Here is a 20,436-nt window from a genome sequence, read left to right as displayed (position 1 = left end):
CGACATGGCGGGCGGGTTTTATCGTTGGATCGCAGTGGATTCCTGTTCAGTGATCAGGATGTCTGCTTACTTGATGCCGAGAGCGGCTTTCACAAGGGGAGTGACATCGGTGACGTCTGATCCGGAGTAGAGAGGCATTACGTTCTCGAAGATGAAGGTGTAGTTTCCTTCAGCACCTACTGACTGGATAGCCTTGACAACCTTTTCCTGAACGGGAGCCATGAGCTGCTGGTTCTGACGCTGGAGATCCTGCTGTGCGGTTTCGCGGAAACGCTGGATCTTGGTGTCGATTTCCTGAAGCTCCTGAGTGCGGCGTTCCTTTATTGTTTCAGGGGTAGAAGCTTCGAGAGCCTGAAATTCCTGATATTTCTTGTTGAATTCTTCCTGAAGTTTGGTGAATTCGTCCTCGTATTTCTTTGTAGCTGCCTGCATCTGCTCGTTGACAGTCTTTACTTCGGGGAGTGACTCGATGAGCTCTGTGGTGTTGATGACACCGAATTTCTGTGCGAAGAGGCTCATGGGGAACGCAATCATGATTGCGAGTAAAAGTTTCTTGATCATCGTTGTATTTTGGAAAATTTATTTTAAATAATTAAGTTTCTGTTCGTGAAGATCTGCGGCCGTGGAACGAATGACGACCGTAGGGGAAACTCACTTAACGCGTGAGTGGTGCAAAGTTAGGGATTTTATTTGGAATAACCTAACTTTTCGAGCACCTCGTTGGACACGTCGATACGCGGAGAGGCAAATATGATGTCGGCGGACGATGCACGATCAAAGATACACTGGTAGCCACGCTCCTCGGAGACCTTTTTGACGGCGTTATAGACATCGTCCTGAATCGGTTTCATGAGAGTCTGACGTTTCTTGTAGAGCTCTCCTTCAGGTCCGAAATATTTCTGGCGGAGTTCGGCGGCCTTTTTCTCCTTGCCTACGATTTCCTCCTCTTTTTTCTTTTTCTGTTCGTCGGTCAGAAAGACCATTTCGTTCTGATAGTTCTTATAGAGCGTCTCGGCTTCTTTTGCCACAGCCTCGACCTCTTTCTGCCATCGCTGCGAGATCTGGTTGAGCTGTTCGTTAGCCATCTCGTAGGCGGGAACATTCGAGAGGATATAGTCCATATCGACAAGTGCGAACTTCTGAGCTGAAGCTCCTGCGAAGCAAGCGACGATGAGTGCTAATGTCAGGAAAATTTTTTTCATACCTTCGGCGGTGTTAAATGTGTTGGGGAAAGTTGCTATAATTATAGACGCATCAGCGGGTGAAAAGTTTAATCCGCGTCAGGATAAAGCCTTATCATCCCGCTGGAAGTCGGTCAGGGATCAGAATTCCTGACCGAGGATGAAGTGGAAGTGTGAGCCACCCTTCGTTCCGAACACGCGGTCGAAACCGTAGGCCCAGTCGATACCCATCATACCGATCATCGGGAGATAGATGCGGATACCTGCTCCTGCACTGCGCTTGAGATCGAAGGGCGAGAAGTTCTTGACCGAGGTCCAAGCATTACCGCCTTCGATGAAGGTCAAACCATAGATGGTAGTCGTCGGCTGGAGCATGAAGGGGAAGTGGAGCTCCATGCCGAAACGGGTGTAGGCATAACCACTGCGGTAGTAGGGAGTCAGCTGTCCGTTGTCATAACCACGGAGTGCGATGGTTTCCTGTGCGTAGGTGTAAGAACCCGACATACCGTCACCACCGACATAGAATGTCTCGAACGGTGATTTGAGATACTTGTTGTAGCTACCGAGCAGACCCATGTCGGCACGGGTCATGAACACGAGAGTGTATTTGCCCTCAGGATCGGTAAGGGGAGTGTAGGTACGCGATTTGAAGCGGAGTTTCCAGTATTCGATCCAACGGTAGAGTTCCTTACGGGCTTCTTCGATCTGGGCGGTGGAAGCCGTAGAGCTGTTGGCCGTGTTGTAAAGTTTACCCCAGTTCTTCTTACCGAAGAGCGACGCGGGAGGAGTCATCTGGAGGTTGAGTGAGAATGTCGATCCGCTACGGGTGTAGAGAGGATTGTCTATTGAGTTACGAGCGAGCGTCAGGCCGAGAGTGAGGGCGTTTGACGTACCGTTCTGCATATCGAACAGATATTCCCAGTTTTTTAGGTAATACCAGTTGTAACCGAGTTCAGCTTGGAACGTAAAGTAGTTGTCAGGCCAGTTGAGACGCTTTCCGAAGCCGACGGACACACCGAGCATCTGGAGGAACTTGTTGGGGTCATATGCGTTCTCGTAGGAGTTCTGGTAGTAGTCGTTGTAACCGTAGCCGGTGTTGTAGAGACCGCTGTAGGAGTACAGGTAGCTGTTCATGTAGTTACGGTTGTAGTACGACGAGTTCACACCTGTCTGGCGGCTGTAGTAGGCCGATACGGAGAGTGAGTTGGGTCGCTTACCGCCGAACCACGGATCGAGGAACGAGATGCTGTAAGCCTGATAGTAGCGGGCATTGGTCTGTGCAGAGATGGTGAGCTGCTGACCGTCGCCCTGCGGGACGATGCCACGGTAGCTGTTGGGATAGAAAAGGTTCTTGATGGAGAAGTTGGTGAACTTGATGGCCACTTTTCCGATGATACCGGTCTGGCCCCAGCCCATCGAGAATTCAAACTGGTCGTTTGATTTTGATTCGAGGTTGAAGAGGATATCGACTGTTCCGTCCTCCTGATTCGGTTCGGGACGGATATCCATTGTTTCAGGGTCGAAGTGACCGGTCTGCGCGATTTCACGGGCCGAACGCATGAGGTCGCTCTTGCTGAAAAGCTCACCCGGACGAACGAAGAGCTCACGACGGATCACCTTCTCGTAGAGGCGGTCGTTACCGTTGATGATAACGTTGTTGATGCGGGCCTGCGGACCTTCGATAATACGCATTTCAAGGTCGATAGAGTCACCTTTGACATTCTTCTCTATGGGGGTGATGTCGAAGAAGAGATAGCCGTTGTCCATGTAATAGTTGGCTATCGCATCGTCATCCTCCTTCGTGCGCTTGGTAAGGAGTTTCTGGTTATACACGTCACCCTTCTCCATGCCGAGTACATTGGAGAGCAGATCAGTGCGGTAGATGGTGTTGCCTACCCAAGAGATGTCGTTGATGTAGTATTTCTTTCCTTCATCGACTGTGATATATACATCGACTGTCTTTTCATCAAAGGGAACAACCGAATCAGCTACGATGGCAGCATCACGGTAGCCCTTTTCGTTGTATTTCTGAATGATTCGTTCGAGGTCATCGTTGTAGTCACTCTCCACGAATTTCTTCTGGCGGAAGAGATTGAGCAGTTTACCTTTCTCATTGGTCTTTTTCATGACGCGCTGGAGCTGATTGTCGCTCAGCACCTCGTTGCCGTCGATGTAGATCTTATGGACCTTGACTTTATCGTTCTTATTGACGTTGATGTCAACGAACACTTCGTTCGGATGCGAGAGGTCATCGGTAAGATTGATTTTTACCGTAGCATTGCCGAAGCCTTTGTTTGAATAGTATTTCGAGATGATCTGTTCGGCACGGTTGACGATGTTCTGGGTGATCTGATTGCCTTTGCGCAGCTGCAGGGCTTCGTCAAGATCGTTCTGTTCGCCCTTTTTCACTCCGTGATAACGGATCTCACCGATTCTGGGCTGCTGACGGAGGTTGAGTGTCAGATAGACCTTGTCGCCTACGACCTTGTCAACAGTGACCTGCACCTTTGAGAACAGACCCTGACGCCAGAGGCGTTTGGAGGCATCGGTGATGTCAGGACCCGGAATGGTGATGATGTCACCTTTCTTCAGTCCGGTGTAGTTGACAATGATGTAGTCTTCATAGTTGTCCGCACCCTTGACTTGGATGTCGGCTATCTCATAGGTCTTAGGCAGGCCTGTGAAGAGTATGTTGGGATTATAGATGGTGTCAGCCGGAGCCTGCGCCGAAACGCCGAAGGGCACTGAAAGTGACGAGATCAGGAGCAGGAATGTGATTAATTTAAAACGCATTGGTCAAACGTTATGATGGGAGATATAGGAGGGGATGAGATTTCTTGATGTTTATTTGAGTTGCTCGGAAGTGAGACCGAAACGGCGTTCGCGCCCCTTGAAATCCTTGAGGGCACGGATGAAATCCTCGCGTGAGAAGTCGGGCCAGTATGTATCGGTCACGTATATCTCGGAGTAGGCTATCTGCCAGAGCAGGAAGTTGCTTACGCGGTGATCACCTCCGGTACGGATGAGGAGGTCGGGGTCGGGGTAATCAGCGGTGGTGAGATATGACTTGAAGACCTCTTCCGAATTCATGTCCTCCGGTTTGCGCTTACCGGCTTCCACATCGGCGGCGAAATGGCGTGCGGCTTCCATGATTTCCCAGCGCGATGAGTAGCTGATCGCAAGGATGAGGGTAAGGCCGGTGCCGTGAGAGGTGTCGGCGATACACTGCTGGAGACGTTCGTAAGCTTCGCGAGGCATGCGAGAGGTATCGCCGATCATTTGAAGGCGCACATTGTTCTTGATAAGGTCAGGTGTCTCACGCTCGATAGCTATCACTATGAGGTGCATGAGGGCATCCACCTCTGCCTGCGGACGATTCCAGTTTTCAGTGGAGAACGTATAGAGTGTAAGATAGCCTATGCCGAGTTCGGAAGCAATTTCAGTGATCCTACGCACTGTATTGACACCTTCGACATGGCCCTCGCTGCGGTCAAGGCCACGAGCTTTGGCCCAGCGTCCGTTGCCGTCCATGATTATGGCGACGTGGCGCGGTAGGCTATTTTTATCTAATTCTTCAGTCATATCTTTTAGTCTGTCACGCCGCTGGTCCACTGTGGTGGCTTCGACGCCGAGATTGGTTTGATCGTTATGTCTTTTCTAATATATATCTTTCCGGCCGGAGTTGCTGTCAGTCTATTCTGTGACAGGTGACGCAACGCTTGCCGAATTCGTAGCTGATGCTAAGCATTAGGGTCGAATACCAGTCGGTATTCTTGAGAAATGAGCTTTTGATCTGGTAGAGATCGCTCAGTTCCGAGCTGTCGATGTGGTCTCCAAACACCTTGGTCATGCAGAATTCAAGGCTGAGGTTAACTCTGGGTCGGAGCTTATATTTCACACCGAAACCCATCGGCAGGCTCATCGCCGCATAGTTCTTGCCTTCGGTGGCTGCCATGGTCAGTCCGAGACCGAGACTGAGGTAGGGGGAAATACGGCTGAGGTGCTTATAGCTTTCACCTATTCCGTAATTGAAAAAGTTGAACTCTACGCGTCCGCCGAGATCATAGACCCACGAGCTGAAGTCGTATGTCCTGCCTTCAGGAAGCACGTTGTCCATGTCGGCGGTCGATCCGCTCAGTGATGCCGCTGTAAGCATTCCGCGGATTGCCCAACGGGTATTTATCAGGTATCGGAACGAGCCGTTGAGTGCCACACCGGGATGAGCGAAAAGCGAACTTTCGTTTGCGTCTCCGAGATAGCCCGACATTCCGATTCCACCTCCGATGTCAAACTTGTATGTCTCGACGCTCTCTTGCGTCTGAGCCAGCGCGCACGGCATGACAGTCATGATGGCTATGATGCCGGTCAATATGCGGAGGAGAGATCTCATCAGTCTTTACACCTTATATTATATATGGAGAAGAGAAGGCAAACTATCAGGAGGTGATTCAATAGAGCGGTTTGAATGTGAATCGACGGATGACACCTCTCCACACTGTGTCGTGGAGCGATCCGTCGGCACTTTCGCCACCGAACAGGTAGATGTAGGGGCATTCCCATTCGTTGATCGGGGCACTGACACGGCTTGTACGGGTCAGCGGGACCGGATTAGCCCAAACGGGGAGATTGTTACCGCTGAATGAAGTCCAAGCATCGGTCGAACGGGGTGTATTCTCGTTCAGCTCAGTGTTGACTACGATGGCCTGTGCTCCGGCAAAGTCGGGAATATAATCGGGAAGTTGCAGGTAGCTCGAAGCCTCTTCCCAGTTGAGACCCTGATCGTAGGAAGCATAGACTTGCTTGGACACGACATTGCCTGACGATGTCTCGTATCTGCCGCCTACTGCAAGAAGGACTGTGCGCTCGGTCACACGCCAAGTGGCCTTGTTGACACGCAGAGCGAAATAGGGAATGAGGGTCACTCCTTCACGCTCATCGATGTCGCGGGTGCTTATCTTGGCCCAGATGTTTCCATCGTAGGCCCATGTAGAACCAACAAGAGTTCCGTTTGCGTCACATCCGCCGACGAACATGGCCAAGGGTGATGCACTCCATTTGGTTTCATATACCATCATAGGGCTTGTGCCGCTTACGGGACATCCCGACGGTATAGCCGATTCCTTTGAAGCAGGGTAGGTGAGGTGTTTCCATCCGTCGGCATCCTTGCGTGCGCCGAGAACGGTGGATTCGTAGCCACCGTAGATGTAGTTCATCTTGCAGTCGGTTGCCGCCCATGTCAGAGCGTCGGCCGATTTGTAGAGTGTGCCGTTGGAATCAAGTATGTAGAAGGCATCGGCTGTGGCGGTGAAGCTGCTTACATCAGCTCCGTCAGGGAGCGTGGCCGACGAATCAGTCCAGTTGTTTGCAAACGGGTCGGCTGTCACGGCTACTGATGCTTGAGCGTCTGTGGCGGTGAGGCAGTAGATCTTTCCTTGAAACTCAACGGTTTTTTGAGCTTTAGGCGCAGAGAGGGCTGAGGGGAGTTTGCGGCATGAAGCCTTGTCCCAGTAAAGGGTGTCGGTTTCTACCTGATGAACGTTGACCTTTATGGTGTATTCGCGTTTCGACTGACCGTCGTAGGAGGTTATAAGCATCTTCACAGGTCCGTCAGCGAAGTTGATACTGTCGTTGGGGCTGTCGATGTAGCTTATGGTCGTGTCGCGGGGAACATCGCAACGGCGGAAAGTGAGGTCGCATCCGCGGGCCGAGGATGTACCGATTTTGACGATCAGTTTGTCGGTTTTCGTGCCTTTGGGCAGGGAATCAGCATTGAAGATGACGGCATTTACAAGGTCTATCGAAAAATACACTGAGTCAAGTCCTGTCAGCACGCTGTCATCTTTTGCGAGACTGAACGAGGAGACTGTGCAGTTGCTGTAATCGCCATCAGCCACAAAGTTCTCGGAGTCTTCGTTACATGCGCTGATTAACCCCATGAGAATGAGGCTAAACAGTGTGTATAGAGGGAATTTTTTAGTCATAATGTGGTTGTAAACCCGTAGAGAGGGGACTGTTGTAGTTGCTATATTGTTGTGTAATGGCTGTTTAGATGGTCTGAACACCATTTTCAAGATGCAAAGTTAACAAGATTTTTGTTAACTACCATTCGGAGCACGTAAAAAAAAGCTAATAAGACGGATAGACATTAGTTAAATCGACCTATGACCCTTTCAGGATGACGTTTGGCCGTGACAAAGGCAGGATAGCAACAATTTTTTTAATTTCCTTGCTTTGACGATGCCCTTAGGAGGCTTTGTGGTCAACGCATGGTATCCGGCAGACTACTTTCGGGGTGCTATCACGCGGTCGCCGATCAGTTTGGCCAGCTCGGAGCGGGCGGTTTCGATCTCACGGATGCTGTGCATGAGAGCTATGACGCGGTCATAGTCCGACGCGCAGGTTTTCATTTCGGCGTGCAGATCGTTAAGGCGGGTGCAGAGGATCGCATCCTTGAGCTCGTGCAGGACGCGGGGGACGAGTTCGCCGAGCAATTCCTGCTCGGTGGCTACCTTGGCATACTTTGTGTGCATTTTACTTAGTATGTGACGCTCTACCACAAGGTCAGAGGCGAGATCGCGCACGATGTCGTCAGGCGACGAGCACATCTGTCGTGCGAGATAGGTTGCCGCAAAGTCCTCGATGCCGCGTGTGTAGTTCGTATCGACAGTCTCCCGCAAGGAGCGTTCCATTGCCGATATGCTTCCTATGTCCGTCGCCTTGTTTCGTATCTCATCCACTCCGGCTTGAAATTCCTGAGTGCGGCGTTCGGCAAGTTCCTGCTGCTTACGTGCGAGATCCGATTCCCACGACAGCCGGCTCAGACGCAGGGCCTCGTCGAAGAAATGGGCGAGATCCTGATTGACGAAGCGGATTTCATCGGCTGCAAGATCAGCCTCGATGTATTCGAGGACGGTCATGGGCACGGCGTTGCCGTCATCGTCGATCCCGTCGGCAAAGGCGAAATTACCGTATTTGGCTATCAGGCGTGCCACGGCCATTTCGTAGGTGCGCAGGAAACGTGCGTGGCGTGAGTCGGTTGTGTCCTCGGCCGGTTTTTCCGGTTCTTTTTCATGGACTGCGGCTTCGGCCATGCCTTCCTGAATGGTGGGGATGCCGGGACCTCCGGTGAAGGCTTCGGTCCGCTGCTGCTCCTCCCTCGATTTTAGCCGGAATTCATTATAGTATTTCCCGACCTCGCGGCGCAGGACATCCTCGTCCATGAAGAGTATGCGCGAACATTCCTGAACATAGACGCTACGTGTGATTTCGTCGGGGATGAGTGCGATGGTCTTGACGACACGCGTGATCACCTGTGCACGGCGCGTCGGGTCGTTGGCCGCACCTTCCATCAGGATGCGGGCCATGAAGCTGATGAAGTCGGTCTCGTTTTCCCTGATATAGTCCTCGACCTCCGTCGAAGAGTGGTGCTGGGCGAATGAATCCGGGTCTTCGCCTTCGGGAAGAAGGAGGACTTTGATGTCCATGCCGTCCTGAAGCAGCAGTTCGATGCCTCGCAGCGAGGCTTTGATTCCGGCGGCATCGCTGTCGTAGATCAGCGTGACGTTCGAGGTGAAGCGTTTGATCAGACGCACCTGCTCTACGGTCAGTGCCGTGCCGGATGAGGCAACCACGTTGCACACTCCCGCCTGATGCATGGAGATCACGTCCATGTAGCCCTCGACAAGAATACATTTCTGTACTTTCGATATGGCTTGCTTAGCCTGAAAGAGACCGTAAAGCTCCTTGCGTTTCAGATAAATGTCCGATTCGGGGGAGTTGACATACTTGGCTATCTTCTTTTCCTTGCTGAGCGTGCGGCCGCCAAAGGCCACGACTTTGCCCGACAGTGTGAAGATAGGGTAGATCACGCGTCCGCGGAAACGGTCATAGACCCTGCCGTCCTCGGTGCGTGTGCATAGGCCGGTTGAAAAGAGGTATTGCTCGCTGTAGCCGCGTTCGACGGCGGTGTTGAAGAGCGCATCACGGCTGTCAAGGGCATAGCCGAGGTGGAAGCGTTCGATCATCGCGTCGCTTATGCCTCGGTAGCGGAAGTATGATAGACCTATGTCGCGGCCGTCAGGAGTGTCCTTGAGCGTCTTTTCAAAATAACGCATGGCGAAGTCGTTGAGCGCAAGCATATTCTCGCGGTCGCCTTCGGCACGCCGCTCCTCGTCGGTCATCTCGTGCTCCTCGATCTCGATGTTGTATTTCTTGGCGAGATAGCGCAGGGCTTCTGTGAAAGAAAGTTGCTCAAGCTTCATGATGAAGCTTACGGGGCTTCCGCCCTCACCACAGCTGAAACACTTGCACATGCCCTTGGCCTTCGAAACATAGAAAGAGGGTGAGCGGTCGTTGTGAAACGGGCATAGTCCGACATAGTTCGCGCCACGCTTCTTGAGGGTCACGAAGTCGCTCACCACCTCTACGATATCGGCGGCGTCAAGTATTCGCTGGACAGTAGCATTGTCAATTTTCTTCATCGTGACTACAAAGTTAGCGAATTTGCGCGAAATTTTCTATGCCATTACTCTAATCAAAGATGCATCAGCATCTTCAACCTGTTGATAATCCTGCTCTGTAAATTAAGTAAAGGTCGGTGTTTTTCTCCCGGTTCTGCCACCGCAGATGGGAGGGTAGTCATAGTCCTGTAACTTTAGAATACTGCTGCGACACGCCTGATATTGGCAAGCTTTGCCATGAAAGAGGTGTTGTGGCGGGCCTTTGCTTTATTGTAATTTGTCTGAAGGTTTAGCCAGAAGTCAGCATCGATTCCGAGAGCGGCCTCGATCATAAGGGCATATTCTACGGTGAAATCTTTTTTACCTTTTATAAGTTCGTCAACAAGGGAATCCGCCACTCCAATCTCCTTGGCAAGAGTCTGGAATGCTATGCCTCTGCTTTCGAGTTCCTCTTCGAGAAACTCACCCGGATGGGTCGGCGTTTGTGGAACAAGATTGTTGGCTATCATGTCGGGACGTGTGTTGGGAAGCGTTATCATATCAATCGTAATGATTTGAGAGTTCAACAATATTGCAGATAGTCAAAATAGAATTTTCATCTTCGGTGTTTAGGGTGAATTCAATACGGTACTGAGCATTGACCCTGATTGAAAACAATCCGGATTTATCCCCTTTCAGAGCCTCGAAATTCAAAGCATTGAATTGGTAGAGGGTTTCCGGAGTCGGAGCGGCCAACAGTTGCTCTACGCGTTTTTGATACCGCTTTACGATCTGTGGCTGAAAGCGGTGTTTCTTATCAGAACAACGACCATATTCATATAGATCTTTTAAATATGTATGCTCAAATGTTACAACCATAATTTCCTCGGATGTTACGCAAAGATACGAAAAATTCTGTGTACTGCCATCAAAACCATTCTTAGTTTTAACATCTTAGCATAATCTTACGTTTTTCTTGCCATATTTATTAATTTGAATTAACTTTGCCGACAGTTGATTTGATGATAAAGCTAATATAATCTGAAAAATTTAAAATAAATATAGACCATGGAAAATGAAACAATCAAGGTTGGTCTGGTGATGAAGTCACTTCAGGCTGATTTCTTTAAAGTGATGCAGCAGGGTGCTGAAGAATTTGTGAATGAAACCGGATGCTGCGAATTGAAGGCGGTCGGGACGGCTACGCAGACCGAAATCGATAAACAGATCTCTCTGGTGGAACAACTTGTCGATGAGGGTGTTGATGCACTCGTGGTTGTTCCTATCGATTCAAAGGAACTTGTCGCCCCTGTTGTCTATGCCGTCCGCAATGGGGTGACTGTGGTCAATATTGACATAAAGCTCGATGATGCTCTCCTTAAAAAGGATGGCGTTGAGATCGATTTCGTAGGCCCGGACAATTTCTCTGCGTCCTACGCCGTCGGTAAGAAACTGGCTTCGACGCTCAGTAAAGGTGATAAAGTGATCATGATGGAGGGTCTGCCTGTGGCCGAAAACGCGCAGCAGCGCAAGGCCGGCTTCAATAAAGCGATAGAGGAATATGGACTTGACTGCGTGGCCAGCGAACCAGCGAATTGGGAGACCGTTACGGCCGAAGAAGTGTTCGGACGTCTCTACATGAAGCATCCCGACATAAAAGCCGTGTTCTGCTGCAACGATGCGATGGCTCTCGGTGTGATCAATGTGCTGAAAGATGCCGGCTGCAAAGCGGGCGAGGTCAAGGTTGTTGGCTTCGACAACGATGCCGTCATGGGCTCATATCTTGAAGATGGATGGATGCTGGCCACAGCGGATACCTATGCTTCGCGGATGGGAGTTGAGGGAATCCGCCATGCACTGGCTCTACTGAAAGAAAATGTGTCGGCCACGGGTGATAAATCCACTGAATTTACCGTCATCGATGGAAAATGAAAGCCGGCAGGGGGCTGTGTGATCTCTGACGACCGGAATTTTTGACTGAATTTTCATCATATCATTGCATTATCTCCGATAATATAAGTGTGGATTCAAGAAATATTTCCTATCTTTGCAAGCTGAAAAATAACAGGAGTCGCTCGTATGGCTCCCTAACCAACACATTAATTAATGGCAACAATCAACATTACTTTCCCAGATCAGAGCGTGAAGCAGTTTGAGAGCGGTGTCACTCCTCTCCAGATTGCCGAATCTCTGTCATCGCAACTCGCCCGCGACATCCTCGCCGCATCGGTCAACGATAAGGAATGGGACATCTCACGTCCTATCACGGAGGATGCGACAATCAAACTGTTCAAGTGGGATGATCCCGAAGGCAAGCATGCCTTCTGGCACTCTTCAGCCCACCTTCTCGCCGAGGCTCTTCAGGAACTTTTCCCCGGCGTGAAGTTCGGTATTGGTCCGGCTATCGAAAACGGATTCTACTATGACATTGATCCGGGTGAACACACAATAACATCCGCTGATTTCCCCCGCATCGAGAAGAAGATGCTTGAACTCGCGCAGCAGAAGCAGTCCATCGTCCGTGCCGACATCTCAAAGGCCGACGCCCTGAAGCTCTTCGGTGACCGTGGCGAGGAATACAAGTGTGAGCTTATCAGCGAACTTGAGGACGGACATATCACCACTTATACGCAGGGATCTTTCACCGATCTCTGCCGCGGTCCGCATATCGCCAACACGGCTCCCATCAAAGCCGCCAAGATTACATCGCTCGCCGGTGCATACTGGCGCGGCGACGAGAAGCGCAATCAGCTCGTCAGAGTCTATGGCATCACCTTCCCCAAGAAGAAGATGCTCGACGAGTATCTCGTGCTTCTCGAAGAAGCCAAGAAGCGTGACCACCGTAAGCTCGGTAAGGAGATGGAACTTTTCGCCTTCTCGCAGAATGTCGGCGCAGGTCTGCCCCTCTGGCTGCCCAAGGGTACGGCTCTCCGTGACCGCCTCGAACAGTTCCTCCGCAAGATTCAGAAGCAGTATGGCTACCAGCAGGTCATCACTCCCCATATCGGCAACAAGAATCTCTATGTGACTTCCGGCCACTATGCCAAGTATGGCAAGGATTCTTTCCAGCCTATCCATACCCCTGAAGAGGGTGAGGAATATCTGCTCAAACCCATGAACTGCCCTCACCACTGCGAGATCTTCCGCGCTCTTCCCCGCAGCTACCGTGATCTGCCCCTCCGCCTTGCCGAATTCGGCACCGTCTATCGCTACGAGCAGAGCGGCGAGCTCCACGGCCTGACCCGCGTGAGAGGTTTCACGCAGGATGATGCCCACATCTACTGTGCACCCGATCAGATCAAGGGTGAGTTCCTTAAAGTGATGGATATTATCTTCTACATTTTCAAGGCACTCAAATTTGACAACTTCGAGGCTCAGATCTCACTCCGCGATCCCAACAACAAGGAAAAATATATCGGATCTGACGAAAACTGGCACCTCGCCGAGCAGGCCATCATCGATGCCTGTGAGGAAAAGGGACTTAATGCCCGCAAGGAATACGGCGAAGCTGCGTTCTACGGCCCGAAACTCGACTTCATGGTCAAGGATGCCCTCGGACGCAAATGGCAGCTCGGTACGATTCAGGTGGACTATAACCTCCCCGAACGTTTCCAGCTCGAATACACCGGCTCGGACAACCAGAAGCACCGTCCCGTGATGATCCACCGCGCCCCCTTCGGCTCGATGGAGCGTTTCGTGGCCGTGCTTCTCGAACACACCGCCGGCCGCTTCCCCCTTTGGCTCGCTCCCCAGCAGGCAGTCGTGCTTCCCATCTCCGAGAAGTTCAATGATTACGCCCATGAGGTCGCAGCCCAGCTCAACGCCCTCGACATCCGCACTCAGGTTGACGACAGAAATGAGAAAATCGGCAAAAAAATTCGTGACAACGAGCTCAAGAGAATACCCTATATGCTCATTGTCGGCGAAAAAGAAGCTGAAAATGGTGAAATTTCTGTAAGAAAACAGGGTGAAGGTGATAAAGGTTCGATGAAAATTGCTACCTTTGCAGACGATTTGGCTCGTGAAGTCAACGAAATGATTAATCAATAACCCCCCTGAATGGAGAAAAAACCTTTCGCTCCGCGCCCTCCGCGCCCCAACAACGGCCCTCGCCGTCCTCTTAACAACAATCGTAAAGAGGAACCGTATGCTATCAACGATCACATCCGCGCACGTGAAGTGCGACTGGTTGGTGACAACGTTGAAAACGGTATCTATACCATTCAGGAGGCATTGAAGATCGCCGACGGTCTTGGCCTCGATCTGATCGAGATCTCGCCCACCGCCGAGCCGCCGGTCTGCCGTGTGCTTGACTACCAGAAGTTCCTCTATCAGCAGAAAAAGCGTCAGAAGGAACAGAAGGCCAAAGCAACCAAGGTCGTAGTCAAGGAGATCCGTTTCGGACCTCAGACCGATGACCATGACTATAACTTCAAGCTCAAACATGCCATCGGCTTCCTTCAGGAAGGCGCGAAGGTGAAAGCTTATGTGTTCTTCAAAGGCCGCTCCATCCTCTTCAAGGAGCAGGGCGAGGTGCTTCTCCTCCGCTTTGCCAACGATCTTGAGGAATATGGCAAGGTCGATCAGATGCCCGTCCTCGAAGGCAAGCGCATGATCATCATGCTCAGCCCCAAGAAGAAATAAGGTCGTCTCTGAGACACACTCAACTTACAGCTAAAAACGAGCGCGACGCGCTTGCCTGCAGGCGCGTCGCTCCTCATAGAATTAAAATCATTATTTAACAATCACAACCAATGCCAAAGATTAAGACTAACTCCGGTGCCAAAAAGAGGTTCGCCCTTACCGGATCAGGAAAGATCAAGAGAAAACATGCCTTCAAGAGCCACATCTTGACCAAGAAGACCAAAAAGCAGAAGCGTAATCTTACTCACTTCTCGCTCGTAGCACGCTGCGACGCTTCAAACGTTAAGGAACTCCTCGCTCTCAAGTAAGAAAGGCCCGGTTTTCACTTGTAATTAAAATCGTGATTTCTAATTCAATTCTTTAACCGAACGGACAGCCACCTAAAAAATGAATCTAAGTGCATTGACGTGCCGCTGACGTTCACAATCCATTTTTAAAATGCCAAGATCAGTAAATCATGTAGCTTCAAGAGCTCGCCGCAAAAAAATCCTCAAACTTACCCGTGGTTACTTCGGATGCCGCCGCAACGTGTGGACCGTAGCAAAGAACACATGGGAAAAGGGTCTCACCTACGCTTACCGTGACCGCAAGGACAAGAAGCGTAACTTCCGTGCCCTCTGGATTCAGCGTATCAACGCTGCCGCACGCCTTGAAGATCTTTCTTACTCTAAGCTCATGGGCCTTATCCACAAAGCCGGTATCGAGATCAACCGTAAAGTCCTCGCTGACCTCGCGCTCAACAATCCCGCTGCTTTCAAGGCTATCGTTGACAAGGTGAAGAATGCTTAAAGAGCAAAAACATTAGCCATACCTAACCAAGGGCTTCCCCAATGAGCAATTCGCCGGGGAGGCCCTTGGTTTTTACAACAATATTAATCACTCGATATCAATGACGAAACAGGACAAGACCTATTCGCCCGCGACGCTCTGCGTGCAGGCAGGCTGGACTCCAACCAAGGGACAGCCACGTGTGCTCCCGATAATCCAGAGCACTACTTTCAAGTATGATACGAGCGAGCAGATGGCCCGTCTGTTCGATCTTGAAGATTCGGGTTACTTCTATTCGAGATTGCAGAACCCTACGGTGGATGCCGTTGCGGCAAAGATCGCGGCTCTCGAAGGTGGCGTGGCCGCCATACTGACTTCATCAGGTCAGGCTGCAAATTTTTATGCCGTTTTCAACATCTGTGAGAGCGGTGACCACATTGTTTCCTCCTCCAACATCTACGGCGGTACATACAACCTGTTTGGTGTCACCCTTAAAAAGATGGGGATCGAGTGTACGTTCATTGATCCCAACTCCACTGAGGAGGAAATCAAGGCTGCTTTCCGCCCCAACACCAAGCTCCTCTTCGGAGAGACAATCTCCAATCCCGGCGGAGAGGTGCTTGACATAGAGAAGTTTGCCCGTGTGGCTCATGCCAACGGCGTTCCCCTCATCGTCGATAATACTTTCCCGACTCCCATCAACTGCCGTCCTTTCGAGTGGGGTGCCGACATCGTCACTCATTCAACGACAAAGTATATGGACGGTCATGCCGTAAGCATCGGCGGAGCTATCGTGGATAGCGGAAATTTTGACTGGGATGCCCATTCCGATAAGTTCCCCGGCCTTACTACTCCTGACGAATCATATCATGGACTGACCTATTCGAAGGCTTTCGGGAAGGGTGCGTATATCACCAAGGCCGTCGCACAGCTTATGCGCGACTTGGGTTCAATGATGTCGCCCCAGAATGCTTTCCTTCTCAATATCGGTCTTGAGACTCTCCATCTGCGTGTGCCGCGTCATTGTGAGAATGCCATCACTGTTGCGAAGTGGCTTGAGGCTAATCCGAAAGTGAAGTGGGTCAATTATTGCAGCCTCCCCGGTAATAAGTACAACCATCTGGCTGAGAAATATCTCCCGGACGGATCGTGTGGCGTGATCGCGTTTGGCCTTGAAGGTTCGCGCGAGGATGCCATCAAGTTCATGGACCGTCTGAAGTTCATTTCCATTGTCACCCACGTTGCCGATGCCCGCACATGCGTGCTCCATCCCGCGAGCCATACCCATCGTCAGCTCTCCGACGAGCAGCTGCGTGAGGCCGGTGTTGCGCCTGATCTCATCCGTCTTTCAGTCGGAATCGAGGATGTGGCCGACATTATCGCCGACATCGAGCAGGCTTTGGCTGACAATGAGTGAAATCTGAATTGACAATTTATAGGGTTACGATATGTCATTTTTGAAAAAGATCAAGGAGCTCTTATCTGATACACGACCGCCACAGCCGGATGATCTTGTCAGATTAAAGACTTATCCGAATATGGAAGTGGCTGCTATCGATAAGGGTTGTCTTGAAGCTAACGGCATACCTGCGATGCTTGAAAACACAGGCGAGAATTATACTCCCCAGATCAAAACAGGAGTTGGTCTCGTGGTGTTTTACCGTGACTATCATCAAGCCCGCCAGCTCCTCGGCCTGAACTGAACGAGTGAGCACGTGAAAGAGGCTTTGTCAAAATAATCCTAACTATGGAAATGTGAGAAAAATAAATCGGTTGTAGAGTTTATGTTCGTGCAGACTCTACGACCGATTTAATTGTATTTATAAGGCTAATTTATTTCAATAAGTATTTAGTGAAGCGACAGGGTCTTGCCGATTTCCTTGCCGAGATTGAAGGTCTTGTTTATGTCATTTAAAAAATGACTGTCACGGTATGCTGCTTTTTCAACTTCTGAAAATACCTCAACCATATATTTGGAATAGTCTGAAAATTGATATGTATTGTAGGCACAGATACGTTTAGGTGGTGAAAATATATGACCAAGGAAAAAATCGGTATTGTCCAATGCTCCTTGTGGAGAATATTCGCTTGTAGAGTTCATTGTGTATATTGTAATGACAGGTATTCTTGCATGAGAGAGTGGCTTATAGCCTTTTTCATAGGATCCTAATGAGAAGCATAGGCGTTCAATAAAGCATTTTGTCTGGCCTGAGATATCTTGCAGATAGATTGGTGACGCGACAACGAGACAGTCCGATTTTGAGATGAGATCCAACACTGGTTTGAGATCGTCGTTCAGTACGCATTTTCCATAATTTTTACCACCTTTTACTTTACATGTAAAGCAACTTCTGCAACCAGAGTAATTTAACTGATAAAGATTTACTTCTACGATATTGGCGTTCGGTATTTGTGAGCGTAGTCCCTTGGAGAACCCATTGAGAAGCTGAGATGTGTTGCCTTTTAATCGGGGGCTACCGTTTACGATTACAATCGTTTTCATCAGAAAGAATTTTTACAATGTCGGAATTTGATTAACTTTGTATTGCAAAATTATGTGATAATTGTAGCTAAAGCAATAACTTACCGAATGGTATGACCCTTACCGTGAAGTTTGTATTGCTGCTGATCAGGCAGATCTTGTTTATTCGATTATGGCAAAAAATCTAGATTATGATTACTGTAAGGCAGCCCCGATGCTTGAATGGATCGGAAGCAAATGGTCATTGGTTGTTCTCATGAAAATTTGTGAGGATGCTCCGATTCGTTTCAATGAATTGTTTCGGGATATTCCGTTGGTTTCTGAGAAAGTCTTGTCGCAGGTACTCAAGCAATTGACAGTGGATGGTATTATAAGCCGAAAATTGTTCGCGGATGTGCCTCCCAAGGTAGAATATACTTTGACGGAGCTTGGTATCAGTCTTATTCCTCATATAAAGGCCCTCGCTGAATGGGGCAAAGAGAATTTTGATCAGATAATGATGAATAGAAAACGATATCAATAGTCCACAGTGTGTGAACCAATGTGGAGGAAAGTATCATTAAATATACTGGATATGATTGAGAATAATAGATTTAATTTCAACACAATAGGACTGTTTACAACGGATAATTGGAAAATGGTAGGTTTTTATCGTGACATAATGGGATTTGAGACAGATTGGAACGGTAAAGATCCCAACGTGATGCTTCGTATGGGTGATATGTGGCTGATATTTTTCCCACGGAGCGAATTTGAGCGTATGACCGGACAGGAATATGGCTATCCGAGGGGTCTTAACGGGACGGTTGAACTTGCTTTCCATGTCGCTTCGTTCAAGCGTGTGGATGAGGAGTATGCACGCGTCACAGCAGCGGGTGCAGTTTCCGTATTCCCTCCACGGACCATGCCTTGGGGACAGCGCACATGCTATGTGGCAGATCCGGAAGGTAATTTGATTGAGATTCATTCATTTACAGAAGATTGATCTGTGTAGTAAACATGGCATGTACGACTGATTTTATAGAGTTTGTATGCGCGACGCTGTCGCCACTTGGTATGGTAAGAAGCCGTAAGATGATGGGTGATTATGTGATCTATCTGAATGAGAAATGCATTATCACAGCTTGTGACAACACCGCTTTTATCAAGAAGCTGCCCTGCATAGCGGATATGATGGCTGATGCAGAGACGGGCTGTGCCTATAGCGGGGCGAAGGAATGCTATATACTTGATTTTCATGATAAATCAAAGGCTTTGAAAGTGATTGAAACGTTGTGGGAGGCTCTCCCGTATCCCAAATCGAAATCAAGGAAAGATAAGGATTTGAACAAATTGAACAAATGAAATGAATATAGTTGAGACAGAAAGGCTTGTTTTGCGGCCGTGGAGTGACGGAGATGCCGAGGCTCTGTTTAAGTACGCAAGTGATCCGGACATAGGGTTAAGCGCGGGATGGCCTCCGCATACGTCGGTCGAGAATAGCAGGGAGATAATCAGGACCGTGTTCTCTGCTCCGGAGGTATATGCCGTGGTGCTGAAATCCACCGGAGAACCGGTGGGCAGCTGCGGTATTATGTTTTCAAATAGTCTGCACTATGAAGATATGAATGACAAGGAGGCTGAGATCGGCTACTGGATCGGTAAGCCATATTGGGGTCAAGGTCTGATCCCGGAGGCTGTCAGGGCTTTGCTGTCGCGTAGTTTCAATGATCTGAAGCTTTCGGCTGTATGGTGTGGTTACTATGACGATAATCATAAGTCACGTCGCGTATGCGAAAAGTGTGGTTTCCGCTATCATCATACCAATGAAGATGTAGTGTCACCGCTCGGCGACAAGCGAACTGAGCATTTGTGTCTCATGACTCGTCGGGATTATGCCGATATGGATCGGTCGGGTTCATAGCCGGCTTGGGCGTTTAGAGACTGTAGAAATATCCATAAAATCAGATCGGTTGTAAGGCATGCGCGAGTGCAAGCTCTACAACCGATCTGATTTTATGATTGTTCTAACGTTCCCTTTATTGTTTGGCGGGACGTTGTTGACTCGTTTCAGAGTCCGAATGTTAGGGTGGTAAGGTAGCGGAGATTTGAACCTATGTTGTTGGCTCCGAATGAGAGGGTGACATAACCATTGTTGCCTCCGAACCATGTTGCGGTCATTGAATTGACGGTATTGTTGACCGAGACGGGTGCGCCGTAGGTTGCAACAAGGGAATTATACACGTTGTTGTAGCGCGACAGGTTATAGGTCGGGGTGGAGTAGTAGAACGACGAGGCATCGAGGCCGGCATTGCCATAATATAGGGCCGCGTCTGTCCATACATAGTTCATTGCCGAGACGTTGCGCAGATAGACGATATCGTTGGTGTATCCGTCAACATTATAGCCGGCATTGAACAGATAGTCAAGAGACAAATTTATGGCAGTTCCGAATGTCAGGCCGAGAATACCCCTGATCAGCGGGACTCTTCCGGCAGGACGCCAGCCGCGAGGTGGCATAGGGCGATAGTGGGGACGGGCAATAACCGGGCGGTATGGTCTGTGGGGAGGCGTGACCATCGGTGGACGGGGAGCGGGATTGTGACCCGGACCGAATCCGTGGCTACCACCGGGATGATTATTATGGCCGGGGCGCAGATTACCGGGATGGACGGTAGGCGTATGGTTTGGTTTTGCGGTACCGATTGATGGGCGTGTACCGTGATCGTTTCCGGGACGGACATTATTATTCGGAAGATTTCCGGGACGATTGCCATTACCGACAGAAGGACGGTTATTGTTGTTGTGATTGCCGTTTCCGACGGAAGGGCGGTTGTTGTTGTTGCCGTTTCCGACTGAAGGGCGATTGTTGTTGTGATTACAGTTTACGTCGGAAGGCCGATTGTTGTTGTAACTGTATCTTATGCAGCGCGCCGGGCCGGGG

Annotated in this window: 21 protein-coding genes and 1 pseudogene; 10 read left to right on the top strand and 12 right to left on the bottom strand. The window is 49.9% G+C overall.

Translation table 11 applies throughout. The features are described from left to right. Positions 1–66: 66 nt before the first annotated feature. The 9 genes from K2G41_RS00335 to K2G41_RS00295 form a co-directional block, all read right to left on the bottom strand. Positions 67–561 carry an OmpH family outer membrane protein gene (locus tag K2G41_RS00335; RefSeq protein WP_300112782.1) on the bottom strand — a complete coding sequence of 165 codons (495 nt, stop codon included), beginning with the start codon at positions 559–561 and terminating at the stop codon, positions 67–69. Positions 562–686: 125 nt separating this feature from the next. Next, positions 687–1,202: an OmpH family outer membrane protein gene (locus tag K2G41_RS00330; RefSeq protein WP_300112779.1), complete on the bottom strand. Its 516-nt coding sequence runs from the start codon at positions 1,200–1,202 to the stop codon at positions 687–689. A gap of 120 nt (positions 1,203–1,322) precedes the next feature. Beyond that, positions 1,323–3,974, bottom strand: a complete 2,652-nt coding sequence (locus tag K2G41_RS00325) for a POTRA domain-containing protein (RefSeq protein ID WP_300112776.1) — start codon at positions 3,972–3,974, stop codon at positions 1,323–1,325. Between the two features lie 51 nt (positions 3,975–4,025). After that, positions 4,026–4,763: an isoprenyl transferase gene (locus K2G41_RS00320; protein ID WP_300112773.1), complete on the bottom strand. Its 738-nt coding sequence runs from the start codon at positions 4,761–4,763 to the stop codon at positions 4,026–4,028. Positions 4,764–4,869: 106 nt separating this feature from the next. Further along, the gene (locus tag K2G41_RS00315; RefSeq protein WP_300112770.1) at positions 4,870–5,571 is read right to left on the bottom strand and encodes a DUF6089 family protein; all 702 of its coding nucleotides are present in this window, start codon (positions 5,569–5,571) and stop codon (positions 4,870–4,872) included. Between the two features lie 58 nt (positions 5,572–5,629). Then, positions 5,630–7,162 carry a DUF6242 domain-containing protein gene (locus tag K2G41_RS00310; protein WP_300112767.1) on the bottom strand — a complete coding sequence of 511 codons (1,533 nt, stop codon included), beginning with the start codon at positions 7,160–7,162 and terminating at the stop codon, positions 5,630–5,632. Positions 7,163–7,462: 300 nt separating this feature from the next. Beyond that, the gene (dnaG, locus tag K2G41_RS00305; protein WP_300112764.1) at positions 7,463–9,661 is read right to left on the bottom strand and encodes a DNA primase; all 2,199 of its coding nucleotides are present in this window, start codon (positions 9,659–9,661) and stop codon (positions 7,463–7,465) included. A 173-nt stretch (positions 9,662–9,834) separates the two neighbouring features. Then, positions 9,835–10,179 (bottom strand): HigA family addiction module antitoxin, encoded by a 345-nt coding sequence (locus tag K2G41_RS00300; RefSeq protein ID WP_300112761.1) that lies wholly within the window; start codon positions 10,177–10,179, stop codon positions 9,835–9,837. 1 nt (position 10,180) lies between these two features. Next, positions 10,181–10,498 (bottom strand): type II toxin-antitoxin system RelE/ParE family toxin, encoded by a 318-nt coding sequence (locus K2G41_RS00295; RefSeq protein WP_300112758.1) that lies wholly within the window; start codon positions 10,496–10,498, stop codon positions 10,181–10,183. 189 nt (positions 10,499–10,687) lie between these two features. Between K2G41_RS00295 and K2G41_RS00290 the strand changes: the two genes are divergently transcribed. The 7 genes from K2G41_RS00290 to K2G41_RS00260 all read left to right on the top strand — a co-directional run bounded on the left by K2G41_RS00290 (position 10,688) and on the right by K2G41_RS00260 (position 16,734). Further along, positions 10,688–11,551, top strand: coding sequence for a substrate-binding domain-containing protein (locus K2G41_RS00290; protein ID WP_300112755.1), 864 nt, complete (start codon positions 10,688–10,690; stop codon positions 11,549–11,551). Positions 11,552–11,725: 174 nt separating this feature from the next. Continuing rightward, complete coding sequence (gene thrS, locus K2G41_RS00285; RefSeq protein ID WP_300112751.1) at positions 11,726–13,669, top strand: threonine--tRNA ligase; 1,944 nt, start codon at positions 11,726–11,728, stop codon at positions 13,667–13,669. A gap of 9 nt (positions 13,670–13,678) precedes the next feature. Beyond that, positions 13,679–14,263 carry a translation initiation factor IF-3 gene (gene infC, locus K2G41_RS00280; RefSeq protein WP_300112749.1) on the top strand — a complete coding sequence of 195 codons (585 nt, stop codon included), beginning with the start codon at positions 13,679–13,681 and terminating at the stop codon, positions 14,261–14,263. A 110-nt stretch (positions 14,264–14,373) separates the two neighbouring features. Then, positions 14,374–14,571 carry a 50S ribosomal protein L35 gene (gene rpmI / locus K2G41_RS00275; protein WP_300112747.1) on the top strand — a complete coding sequence of 66 codons (198 nt, stop codon included), beginning with the start codon at positions 14,374–14,376 and terminating at the stop codon, positions 14,569–14,571. A gap of 130 nt (positions 14,572–14,701) precedes the next feature. Continuing rightward, positions 14,702–15,052 carry a 50S ribosomal protein L20 gene (rplT, locus tag K2G41_RS00270; protein ID WP_107032431.1) on the top strand — a complete coding sequence of 117 codons (351 nt, stop codon included), beginning with the start codon at positions 14,702–14,704 and terminating at the stop codon, positions 15,050–15,052. Positions 15,053–15,152: 100 nt separating this feature from the next. Next, entirely contained in the window at positions 15,153–16,448 is a 1,296-nt protein-coding gene (locus K2G41_RS00265) for an O-acetylhomoserine aminocarboxypropyltransferase/cysteine synthase family protein (RefSeq protein ID WP_300112744.1), read from the top strand. Positions 16,449–16,479: 31 nt separating this feature from the next. Next, positions 16,480–16,734 (top strand): hypothetical protein, encoded by a 255-nt coding sequence (locus K2G41_RS00260; protein ID WP_300112742.1) that lies wholly within the window; start codon positions 16,480–16,482, stop codon positions 16,732–16,734. A 146-nt stretch (positions 16,735–16,880) separates the two neighbouring features. On the opposite strand, the gene K2G41_RS00255 is transcribed toward K2G41_RS00260, so the two are convergent. Further along, positions 16,881–17,534, bottom strand: a complete 654-nt coding sequence (locus tag K2G41_RS00255; protein ID WP_300112740.1) for a flavodoxin family protein — start codon at positions 17,532–17,534, stop codon at positions 16,881–16,883. 151 nt (positions 17,535–17,685) lie between these two features. Between K2G41_RS00255 and K2G41_RS00250 the strand changes: the two genes are divergently transcribed. Together K2G41_RS00250 and K2G41_RS00245 are read left to right on the top strand one after the other, a co-directional pair. After that, positions 17,686–18,036, top strand: coding sequence for a helix-turn-helix domain-containing protein (locus K2G41_RS00250; RefSeq protein WP_300112738.1), 351 nt, complete (start codon positions 17,686–17,688; stop codon positions 18,034–18,036). An 18-nt stretch (positions 18,037–18,054) separates the two neighbouring features. After that, a complete protein-coding gene (locus tag K2G41_RS00245) occupies positions 18,055–18,498 on the top strand; it encodes a VOC family protein (protein WP_366145364.1) in 444 nt (147 codons plus the stop codon). Here the strand turns inward: K2G41_RS00245 and K2G41_RS00240 are convergent. Continuing rightward, complete coding sequence (locus K2G41_RS00240; RefSeq protein WP_300112734.1) at positions 18,477–18,752, bottom strand: hypothetical protein; 276 nt, start codon at positions 18,750–18,752, stop codon at positions 18,477–18,479. The genes K2G41_RS00245 and K2G41_RS00240 overlap by 22 nt on opposite strands. A gap of 106 nt (positions 18,753–18,858) precedes the next feature. On the opposite strand from K2G41_RS00240, the gene K2G41_RS00235 reads away from it, so the two are divergent. Next, positions 18,859–19,416, top strand: a complete 558-nt coding sequence (locus K2G41_RS00235) for a GNAT family N-acetyltransferase (protein WP_300112732.1) — start codon at positions 18,859–18,861, stop codon at positions 19,414–19,416. A 146-nt stretch (positions 19,417–19,562) separates the two neighbouring features. On the opposite strand, the pseudogene K2G41_RS00230 reads toward K2G41_RS00235, so the two are convergent. After that, a pseudogene (locus K2G41_RS00230) lies at positions 19,563–20,436 on the bottom strand (hypothetical protein); the annotation flags it as partial.

Origin of the sequence: Duncaniella sp. (genome assembly GCF_029056165.1) — a bacterium.
Taxonomy (GTDB): domain Bacteria; phylum Bacteroidota; class Bacteroidia; order Bacteroidales; family Muribaculaceae; genus Duncaniella.
Note: the sequence above shows the minus strand (reverse complement) of the source record. Positions and strands in the feature narration are given on the sequence as shown.